This window comes from Microlunatus ginsengisoli, from assembly GCF_039537205.1.
GTDB lineage: Bacteria > Actinomycetota > Actinomycetes > Propionibacteriales > Propionibacteriaceae > Microlunatus > Microlunatus ginsengisoli.
Genome location: NZ_BAABAB010000016.1, coordinates 132,527 through 140,723 on the forward strand (window position 1 = coordinate 132,527; position 8,197 = coordinate 140,723).

General features: G+C 71.5%; 9 protein-coding genes. 3 read left to right on the forward strand and 6 right to left on the reverse strand.

The window, feature by feature from the left end:
• Positions 1-365, forward strand: a 365-nt coding sequence (locus ABD747_RS12125) for a carbohydrate kinase family protein (RefSeq protein WP_344804790.1), incomplete at its 5' end; no start/stop codon positions are given.
• Positions 366-684: 319 nt separating this feature from the next.
• Here the strand turns inward: ABD747_RS12125 and ABD747_RS12130 are convergent.
• From ABD747_RS12130 to ABD747_RS12155, 6 genes are all read right to left on the reverse strand, one after another.
• The gene (locus tag ABD747_RS12130; protein ID WP_344804792.1) at positions 685-840 is read right to left on the reverse strand and encodes a hypothetical protein; all 156 of its coding nucleotides are present in this window, start codon (positions 838-840) and stop codon (positions 685-687) included.
• Positions 837-1,130, reverse strand: a complete 294-nt coding sequence (locus tag ABD747_RS12135; protein WP_344804794.1) for a WhiB family transcriptional regulator — start codon at positions 1,128-1,130, stop codon at positions 837-839. Before ABD747_RS12135 ends, ABD747_RS12130 begins: the two co-directional genes overlap by 4 nt.
• 143 nt (positions 1,131-1,273) lie before the next feature.
• Positions 1,274-1,621: a hypothetical protein gene (locus ABD747_RS12140; RefSeq protein ID WP_344804796.1), complete on the reverse strand. Its 348-nt coding sequence runs from the start codon at positions 1,619-1,621 to the stop codon at positions 1,274-1,276.
• Positions 1,622-1,874: 253 nt separating this feature from the next.
• Positions 1,875-2,885 (reverse strand): patatin-like phospholipase family protein, encoded by a 1,011-nt coding sequence (locus tag ABD747_RS12145; RefSeq protein WP_344804798.1) that lies wholly within the window; start codon positions 2,883-2,885, stop codon positions 1,875-1,877.
• A gap of 190 nt (positions 2,886-3,075) precedes the next feature.
• Positions 3,076-5,229, reverse strand: coding sequence for an ATP-dependent DNA helicase UvrD2 (locus tag ABD747_RS12150; RefSeq protein WP_344804800.1), 2,154 nt, complete (start codon positions 5,227-5,229; stop codon positions 3,076-3,078).
• 244 nt (positions 5,230-5,473) lie between these two features.
• Positions 5,474-6,793, reverse strand: a complete 1,320-nt coding sequence (locus ABD747_RS12155; RefSeq protein ID WP_344804802.1) for an ATP-dependent 6-phosphofructokinase — start codon at positions 6,791-6,793, stop codon at positions 5,474-5,476.
• A 93-nt stretch (positions 6,794-6,886) separates the two neighbouring features.
• On the opposite strand from ABD747_RS12155, the gene ABD747_RS12160 reads away from it, so the two are divergent.
• Together ABD747_RS12160 and ABD747_RS12165 are read left to right on the forward strand one after the other, a co-directional pair.
• On the forward strand, positions 6,887-7,618 hold the full coding sequence (locus ABD747_RS12160) for an SDR family NAD(P)-dependent oxidoreductase (protein ID WP_344804804.1): 732 nt from the start codon (positions 6,887-6,889) through the stop codon (positions 7,616-7,618).
• Between the two features lie 176 nt (positions 7,619-7,794).
• Entirely contained in the window at positions 7,795-8,028 is a 234-nt protein-coding gene (locus ABD747_RS12165) for a mycoredoxin (protein ID WP_344804973.1), read from the forward strand.
• The last annotated feature ends 169 nt before the right edge of the window (positions 8,029-8,197 follow it).

The following is an 8,197-nucleotide window of genomic DNA, read 5'->3' on the forward strand; positions in this document are numbered from 1 at the left end:
AGTCGCGGTTGGCCGAGCGAAGTCGGGGTGTGGGCGGGTCCGGGGCGCGACCCGCCCCACGCCACGCGGCGCCGGGGCGGCTGGTCGCCGTCACCTACGGCGGTGACGGCTCGGCCCTGTTCGAGCACGGCCGGCAGATCGCGTCTGCGCCCGGACACGACGTAGCCGTGGTGAACACGATCGGCGCCGGAGACGCGTTCTGCGCCGCCCTCGTGCTCGAGCTCAGCTCCGGGCTGAATCCGGACACTGCGCTGCGGGTCGCCAATGCGGTCGGCGCCGACGCGGTCGGGGACCCGTCGTCCCAGCCGGAGCTGGCGCCGCTGTCGGACTACCTGGCGCGGGTGCGCGACCTCGTCCCCGCCTGATCCGGGGCGCGCGGCGCCCCGCGTCGGACGCGGCGGGTGTCGCAGATCGACCCCGGGCGCCGCGGAAACCGTTTGCCGATGACGTTTCCCGCGTTCCGAGGTCGATCAGCGACACGACCCGTCCCGATCGGCCACGCTCCGATCGACAACCGGGCAGGGAGGCGGGTACGTCGGCACCGTGCCGTCGTCACCGTCGTCGCCGTCCGCGGGCGGGCGGGCGTCGACGACGGAGAGAACGGCACGGCAGCGACGTACGCGTGGCGCACGGTGTGGAGGCGGTCCGAGCAACGACCGGCGAGCCGGCAGCCGTCGATGCCGGTCACGACAGCGCCCGCGCCAACCAGAGCCGGAACCCGTGCGCCAGCTTCAACGCACGAACTCCCGGCCCTGGCCGGCTCGCCATCGCGTCCCCGTGACCTCGGTCCTCACCGGCAGGCTGGGCCTGCGGGGCAAAGCCCTCGATGCACGTACTCATGCCGCCACCTCGTCGGGCAGCGGGTGCTTGCGCGGGCGACCACGCGGCCGCTTGCGGGCCACGACCGCGCCGTGGACGAACAGCTGCCCGCCCCACACGCCCCACGGCTCGCGCCGCTCCAGGGCTCCGGCCAGGCACTCGGCCCGCAGCGGGCAGTCCAGGCACAGCGCCTTGGCAGCCTCGACGTCGGCCGGCGACTCGGCGAAGAACAGCTCCGGGTCGACCAGCCGGCACGGTAGTCGGTCCAGCACCCCGACCGGGTGCTGCGTTGCGAACGTTGCGACGGTCACGTCGCCTCCTCCTGCAGATAGTGGTTCGGCCAACAGTGGTGGAGATCCAGGCATTGGATTCCTCTGGTTGCGGTGGCCGGGAAACACGAAGGCCGTGAGTCCCGGTTGACTGGGATTCACGGCCTCTGCAGGGCTTCGGTCGGCTAGACCGAAGGTCTACGTGGAGGTGGTGCTCCCAATCGGGTGTCGATGTCGTCGGTGAGCTGGCCGAAACCGAAGCCGCCGAAGACGATGGAGTTGTGGGTGGTCGTGGTGCGGTGCTGCCAGCTCATCGGCGACTTCGCCATCCGCGCGCCGACTGCGACCGGGCAGACCTCACCCGTGAAGGCGGCGGAAACGGGCGCTGTGGCACGCGTCCAGGCGTCGATGGGACGGGCAGCGAGTCGGGGCGAGAACGACAGGGCGGGGCGATAACGGTCGGTTGTCGCGCTCGCGGCGTCGATCGTCGTCACGCGCTGCGCGCGATCCGTGGTGGACGTGTTGGTGACCATCTCGTTCCCCTCCTCTCGGGGTCTCGTCGTGCGGGTACGGAGTGATCCGCGTCCGGGCGGCCCGTCCTGGGCGTAGGCGTACGCCTACTCCAATCGGGACCGGTGATCAGCCTAGGGAGTATCCATCAGTGCCGCAAACCCTTTTTCTGCCCTCGATGCCTTCTTTTTCTGCCGGGTCCGGGCGCGGACGCCGAACAGCCGGGTTTCCCGCTCGAATCTCGAAGCGCGCCGCCCCGGAGGCGCCGGTGAGCCGTCACAGCCAGAACTCCGCCAGCTCGCGGGCCCGCGCCGCGCCCTGCCGGTGGCCGGCTCGCGCTGCCGGCGGCCGGATCGACGGATCCGTCAGATCGGGTCCGAACGCGTCGAGGGCATCGTCGTCGGGCAGGACCGTCTCGACGCTGCTGCCGCCGGCGCGCAACTCCTCGACCTGGACGGCGAGTCGTAACCCCCAGTCCAGCGGCGCTCGGGTCCGGCCGCCGAGCGGGGACAGCACGAGCACCCGCCCGTATCCGGCGGCCAGGTCGGCGTTCTCACTGGACCGGCGGTAGCCGCCGTCGATGTAGCGGCGATCGCCGATGGCGTACGGCAGACCGCTGGAGCAGCTGGCCGCGACCGCGTCCACCAGATCCACACCGCTGTCCCGGTCGAAGACGACCGGCTCGCCGGTCCGGGCGTCGACGGCCACGATCTGCAGCGGCCGCTCCGGCCAGTGCGGGCTGGGCAGCCGGGCCGCCACGATCTCCCGCCAGCGTGCCGTCCAGGCGCCGTCCGACGCCGCGTCCAGCGCGAGCGCCGAGGCACCCAACTTCCGTCGCAGATCGGGCAGGTCGGTGGCCGCGGCGAAGATCTCGTCGGTTCGGCGCAGGTGGTCGACCACCGGCCCGCCGCCGCGCGCTCCGCCCGAGCCGGGCCGCCCAGCCCGCGCCGGGGGTGGTGCGGGCGACACGATGTCGGCGAGCAACCGGTCCGGGTCGGCGGCGCTGATCTGCGCGGCGGCGGTCGATCCGGCCGACGTCGCGATGATCAGATCGGCCCGGGTGACGTCGACCCCGGCATCGAGCAGGCCGGCGACGACGCCGATCGACCACGCGTTGCCGGCCGCTCCGCCTCCGCCGAGGACCAGCGCGCGCCGGCCGGCCGGTGTCGTCGAGCCGGGCTGCGGCCCCGCGAGCTCTGGGGTCGGTGCCTTCGGATTCGATGTTTGCTGATTCGGGGCCTGCGGATTCGAGGCCTGCGTGTTCGGGGAAGGTGTGGTGGTGTTCATGGGAGTCGCCTCTCGCGAGTGTGTCCGGCGGGCGCTCCCGGTGGCGACTACCCGAGTCGCGCGATCGTGGGCGGCAGCGGAGCACCCACTGCTGATGCGTTCATGGGTCTCACCTCCTGCCGACGGATCACGATCAGCAAGGACGGTAGCACGCCTGCGACACGGCGCATCGGGTCGAGCTCACGGACCCTCAGGCGTTGGCGTGCTCCGCGACCCTCCGCTGAGCGGCGGCGAGAATCGCCAGCACGGCCTCGCCGTACTTCTCGATCTTGACCGCGCCGATCCCCGGCACCCGGGACAGCTCGGTATTGGTGGACGGCTCGCTCTCGGCCAGGGCCACCAGGGTGGCGTCGGTGAAGATGCAGTACGCCGGCAGGCTCTGTTCGCTCGCCTCCTGCTTGCGCCACTCCTTCAGCAGGGCCAGCGTGCGTTCGTCGTACGTCGACGGGCAGTCGGCATGCCGGCCCAGCTTTCGCTCGGCGCCGCCGGTGAGCGGCTTGCCGCAGGATCGGCAGTGTGCGGCCAGCGAGGAGCGCCGCTGGCGCCCGCCGCCCTCCCCGCCGGCACTCATCGAGGGCGGCAGCACCGCGTCGAGGAAGCGCGACGGACGCCGGGTGGACCCGCCGCCGTTGCGGGTCAGCGACCAGGAGAGGCGCAGCCGGCTGCGCGCGCGGGTGATGCCGACATAGAGCAGCCGCCGCTCCTCGGCCAGCTCCTCCGGCGTGGTGGCCAGCACGAACGGCAACGAGCCCTCCTGCATCCCGTACAGCGCGACCGCGTCCCACTCCAGCCCCTTGGCCGCATGGATCGTGCCGAGTGTCACCCCTTGGGCGGCCGGCACGTGCTGCGCGTCCGCCCGCCGGTCCAGCTCCGCCGAGACAGCTGCCAGATCGATCGCGGGCGAACCGGTCGAACCGGCCTCGAGGAGGGTCCCGGCCGTCGCCCGGGCCTCGGCCACCAGGTCCTCGGCCACGCTGACCAGCGCGGCCAGGGACTCCCAGCGCTCCCGCACCGCACCGGCGCTGTTGGGTGGCTGCTCGGTCCAGCCGAGTGTTCCGAGCACGGCCTTGACCTGCTCCAGCACGTCGCCGCCCCCGTCGGCGTCGAGCGCCCGCGCCTCGTTCCGCAGGGTCAGCAAGGCCTGCCGGACCTCGGGCCGCTCGTAGAAGCGTTCGCCGCCGCGGACGAGATAAGGGATGCCCCGGTCGGCCAGCGCCTGCTCCAGCGCCGGCGAGTTCGCGTTGATCCGGAACAGCACGGCCATCTCGCGATATTCGATCCCGGGTCGATCGGCGGTGGGTTGGGCGAGCCGGGACAGCCAGTCGGCGATCTGGCCGGCCTCGGCCTGCTCGTCGGGCGCGGAGGCGAACTCGACCGCCGGTCCCGCGGGCTGTTGCGCCTGCAGCCGGACCGCCGTACCGCTGCGCACGCCGGCGTCCATCACCTGGTTGGCGACCCCGACCACCTGCGGCGTCGAGCGGTAGTCGCGGACCAGCCGGATCACGGTCGCGTCGCGGTGCCGGCGGGCGAAGCCGGTCAGATAACTCGCCTGGGCGCCGGCGAAGGAGTGGATGGTCTGGGCCGGGTCGCCGACCACGCAGACGTCGGATCGGTCCCCGCGCCACAGGTCGAGCAGGGCCTGTTGCAGGGGTGAGACGTCCTGGTATTCGTCGACCACGAAGTGCCGGTACGTCGCCCGGACCTGCTCGGCCACCTGCGGATGCTCCGCGATCAGGGCGGCCGCGCAGAGCAGGATGTCCTCGAAGTCGATCCGCTCCCGGGACCGCTTGGTCGCCTCGTACGACTCGAACACCCGGCCGACGGTCTCCGGATCCATCGAGCTGACGCTGCGGTGGTGCTGCCCGGCCAGCCGGGCATAGTCCTCCGGCGCGACGTTGCTCACTTTCGCCCAGCTGATCTCCGACACCAGATCGCGCAACCGCGGTGTGTCAACCTGCACCCTCAGCCGGTTGGCCGAGTCCGCCACCAGTGACATCTTGTTCTCCAGCACCCGCGGCAGCTCCGAGCCGTAGGCACGCGGCCAGAAGTACTGGGCCTGGCGCAGCGCCGCGGAATGGAACGTCCGGGCCTGCACGCCGGTCACCCCGAGCCGTTGCAGCCGGCCGCGCAGCTCGCCGGCCGCGCGGGTGGTGAAGGTGACCGCGAGCACCGACGTCGGCCGGTAGACCCCGGTCGCCACCCCGTACGCGATCCGGTGCGTGATCGCCCGCGTCTTGCCGGTCCCGGCACCCGCGATCACCGCCACCGGACCGCGCAGCGTCGACGCGACCTCCCGCTGCTCGGGATCAAGCGCGGCGAGGATCTCATCGGGCGATCGGAACACGTCCCACACCGTACGCGGCACGGGAGACAGTTCCACGTAGCCGCGGGGCCGGTCGATCAGCCGGACTCGCCCGACTGTCCGGATATAACGGCGACACGCCGAGAACCCCGCGCAATTCGGGCCTCAGTGTCCAGATCCGTCATCGGTCGGATCGGCCGACGAGGCGCCCTTCGACAAGCTCAGGGCACATCATCCAGCGGCCACCGACGCTGCGCTCCCGCCGAGTCGAAGTGGACCCGAGCAATCAGAGCGTCATGTCGACGGGTTGCGCGGTCTGCTCCAGCACCGCCATCCAGAGGTCACCGTCCGGGGCCACCGAGTAGCGCTCCGAGATGACCAGCGAGATGGGTACGTGGATGAACCGGTTGTGCCGGCGGCCCACCACCATGTCGGTCCGGCCGGCCATGCCGGCGTGGACCGCCGACTGGGCCAGCCGGAGGCAGTAGACGGCGTCGTGCGGATCGGGCCGGACCGAGCGGATCGCGTAGCTGGGCTCGACGTACTTCAGCGTGAGCGCGCTGCCCTGCTCGGCGAAGTAGCGGGTGATCGAGTCGCGCAGGTGCACGCCGATGTCGGCGAACCGGGCGTTGCCGGACTCGTCGGTCGCGCCGCTCAGCTCGAGCAGGTCCTGCCCGGCCCCCTCGGCCACCACGACGACGGCGCTCCCCCGCTCCTTCACCCGCTGGTGCAGGCAGTTGAGCAGCCCGTTCGGACCGTCCAGCGCGAACGGTACCTCCGGAATCAGGACGAAGTCTGCCTCGTGGTTGGCCAGCGCGGCATAGCAGGCGATGAAGCCCGAGTGCCGGCCCATCAGCTTGACCAGGCCGACCCCGCCGACCGCCGCCTGCGCCTCGACCATGGCGACGCTGATCGACTGTGCGGCCCGGCTGAACGCGGTGACGAAGCCGAAGCTCTGACCGATGAACGGGATGTCGTTGTCGATCGTCTTGGGCACGCCGATCACCGCGATCTCCAGACCGCGCCGGGCGACCTCGGCGACGACCTTCGACGCGCCGCGCATGGACCCGTCGCCGCCGATGACGAACAAGATGTCGATGCCGAGCTCGACCAGGCGGTCGACCATCACCTCGGCGTCCTGCGATCCCCGGGACGTCCCGAGCATGGTGCCGCCGTGCTGGTTGATGTGGTGCACGACCTCCGGGGTGAGCCGGACCGGATCCGGCCCGGCCGGGGTCAGCCCGAGATAGCCGTTGCGGAACCCGGTCGCCTCCCCGATCCCGTAGTGCAGCGCCAGCTCCATCACGATCGCCCGGATGACATCGTTCAGGCCGGGGCACAAGCCACCGCAGGTGACGATGCCGACCTTGGTCCTGGTCGGCGCGAAGAACAGCCGGCGGCGCGGTCCGCCCGGCTCGAAACTCGGCCAGCTGTGCGGGTCGGGCGCGCGGCCGTCCAGGTCGGACACGGTGTCGTGATAGAGCACCCGGTCGTCCTCGGAGACGTAGTGCTCGTTGGTCCGCCGACCGGCCACGAAGGCGGCCAGCGGCGAGTCGTACCGCGGCTCGCCGAGCCGCGTGATGCGCAGGTCCGCCAGCTCGGCCATGACCTGAGCGTGGCACCGCCCGGTGACGACCATGTGACGGCGACGAAACAGTGTCCGTCCCGGCGACCGGCGGGCCGACCCGATACTGGTCCGGTGGCCCACATTCTCGTCACCGGCTCGGCCGACGGGCTCGGCCGGCTCACCGCCGAGGCCCTGCTGAACCAGCGCCATCGAGTCACCGTGCACGTCCGGCACGCCGGCAGGCTCGACGCCGTGCAGGACCTTCTCGACCGGGGAGCCGAGGTGGTCGTCGGCGACCTGGCCGACGCGGAGCAGATCAGATCCGTTGCCCGCCAGGCCGGCGAGCTCGGCCCGTACGACGCCGTGATCCACAACGCCGGCGTCTATCGGGGTCCGGAGGTGATGGCGGTGAACGTGGTCGCGCCGTATCTGCTGACCGCGTTGATCGACCCTCCGGCTCGACTGGTCTATCTCACCAGCGGCGTCCAGGACGGCGCCCGCGCCGAGCTGGGGCGCCGGGACTGGATCGGCGACGCCGGGCGCGGCGCGTACGCGGACAGCAAGCTGTTCGTCACCGCACTCGCCTTCGCCATGGCACGTCGCTGGCCAGAGGTTTTCAGCAACGCCGTCAATCCCGGCTGGGTGCCGACCAGGATGGGTGGTCCGCATGCCACCGACGATCTGCGGCTCGGTCACCTCACTCAGGAGTGGCTGGCCACGAGCGAGGACGCCGAGGCGCTGACCAGCGGCGGCTACTGGTTTCACCAGGAGCGACATCCGGCACCGCGGACCGCGAGCGATCCCGAATTCCAGGATCGGCTGCTGGCCGAGCTGGCGCGGCTGACCGGCGAGACGCTGCCCTGATCCGACCCGCGATGGTCCAGCCCAGCGCGTGACGTTCGGGCAACGGCGCCGCCGGGGAACGGGTGAGCTGCTCGCCGGAATCCGTACGGGTAATGCCGGTCACACCGCGGAATAGCCTTCGCCGGTGGCGTGCTGAAGCGGCCGTGACCTTCTCCGATCGCGCTGCCGAGCTGACCATGTACACCACGAGCTGGTGTGGGTATTGCGTCCGACTGAAGAGCCAGCTGAAGCGCGCCGGGATCGGTTTCCGGGAGGTCAACATCGAGCACGAGCCGCGGGCCGCCGAGATCGTCGAGCGGGTCAACGACGGCAACCAGACCGTGCCCACCCTGGTCTTCTCCGACGGCAGCGCCCTGACCAATCCCTCGGTCGTCCAGGTGAGCCGCCGGCTGGACGAGCTCGCTGCCTGACTCGCGCACGCCCGCCGCGGGGCGCGATCGCCCCGTCTCGGCCCGAATCCTCTCCTCCCCGTTCGGCAACCCGCCGCCCCGCATTCTCGGATCCCCTGTAGCGATTCGGATCCGCTGCAAAGGATCCGAATCGACGCAAGGGATCCGAGTTCCCGTTTGGGGTGCGTCG